Below are 1,468 nucleotides of genomic sequence, written 5' to 3'. Positions count from 1 at the left end.
CTGTTTCTCTTGTCTCGCGCGACATCGGGATGAATGGCGTGATGAACGGGGGCATGATGGGTGACAGGGGCGGCTCCATGATGATGGGCGATAGAGGCATGATGGGCGACCGCGGCATGATGGGGATGGATGGAAACAGTGGTGCGCCGCTCGAGATCATGTCGTTTGATGTAGGCGAAGCTGCGCCCGCCGGCCCCACCCGCCTGCCCACCTCGCTGCCTTCGGATGCGCCCGCACTCGGCGATCCGGTCCGCAGGCGCAATTTCACCCTCAACATGCACACCGGGGGCATGATGCGCGGCGGCATGATGGGTGGCGGCGGCCAGACGATGGGGATCAACGGTGCACCTTACGGCATGGATCGCATTGATGAGACCGTCCGCGCAGGCGAAACCGAGCTTTGGCGCATTAATGCCGACATGATGATGCGGCACACCTTCCACGTTCACGGGACTTCCTTTCGGGTCGTGAGTCAGAACGGGCGGCCGGTCGACTCGGCGCAGATCGGTTGGAAAGATGTTGTCCGTGTGCAGGGTCCGACCGAAATCTTGCTGAGGTTCGACAAGCTGGCTTCGGAAGAGACACCATTCATGTATCACTGCCACATCCTCGAACACGAGGATGCGGGCATGATGGGGCAGTTTACGGTCACATAACAGGACCCCACCCGCTCGACACCGGGCGTCGTCAAGAGCTTACGTCTTCTTGCGGCGTTCTATCAGGTGCCGGTGTCGCCTTGTTGAAACGCATTACGGAGTATGTCTAGACCCGAACGGAGAACACCTCGCTAAGCTGCGGGTCCGCCGAAGCGGCCGTTCAGTCGCTCGGCAGCATTCGTCAAAAAGGGCTCCTTCGAGACCTTCGCTGCCATCTGCTCCAATGACCGGTACGCTCGCAGACCCTTTCCATCAATATGAACTGGCGGCTGCCTGAGAAGCCTATCCACTGTCACTTTTTCGAATCCGCATGAGCGCATCGAAGTCGATTTCTTGCTTCTGTTCGTCACTTATATCCGGCCGGGTTTCCGATACCGGCTGGGGCCCTTGGACGTCCCACATCACCGCATGTGAGCCTGTACTCCAGCGATAAACCCAACCAACAACACTGCACCCATCGGTCCCGATCAGATTGGCGATCGCGACGCCCTCACCCCTATCATCGTTCACTGTTTACTGACTTCCTGCACTGTGGCGCTGCGAATTGCGGCGTGGGGTTGCAGAGCGTTCACTACGACCGCGCGCCGGGCTTCTTTGATGTTGGCTAACTGGTCCTCGAGGAGGGAATGATCATCAGACCGGGAAAATGGGTTTCCGTGTTCTCAACAATTCATTGGCTTCAAATCCTGTGGTCGGGCTCCGTGGCGGCTTCAACGATCGCCAGAAGCTGGAACGGATCAAAGCCGATGGCACGCGCCAAAACGACCAGTTCGACAACGTCGACCCGGCGCTGACCGCTTTCAAGACGGGCA

General features: G+C 58.9%; 1 protein-coding gene and 1 pseudogene. One reads left to right on the top strand and one right to left on the bottom strand.

Translation table 11 applies throughout. The annotated features are described in order from the left end of the window. On the top strand, positions 1–656 hold a 656-nt coding region (locus A3764_RS23435; RefSeq protein WP_150122438.1), incomplete at its 5' end, for a multicopper oxidase domain-containing protein. Between the two features lie 679 nt (positions 657–1,335). Here the strand turns inward: A3764_RS23435 and A3764_RS26365 are convergent. Beyond that, a pseudogene (locus tag A3764_RS26365) lies at positions 1,336–1,468 on the bottom strand (helix-turn-helix domain-containing protein); the annotation flags it as partial.

Origin of the sequence: Sulfitobacter sp. HI0129 (assembly GCF_001635395.1) — a bacterium.
Lineage (GTDB): Bacteria > Pseudomonadota > Alphaproteobacteria > Rhodobacterales > Rhodobacteraceae > Sulfitobacter.
Note: the sequence above shows the minus strand (reverse complement) of the source record. Positions and strands in the feature narration are given on the sequence as shown.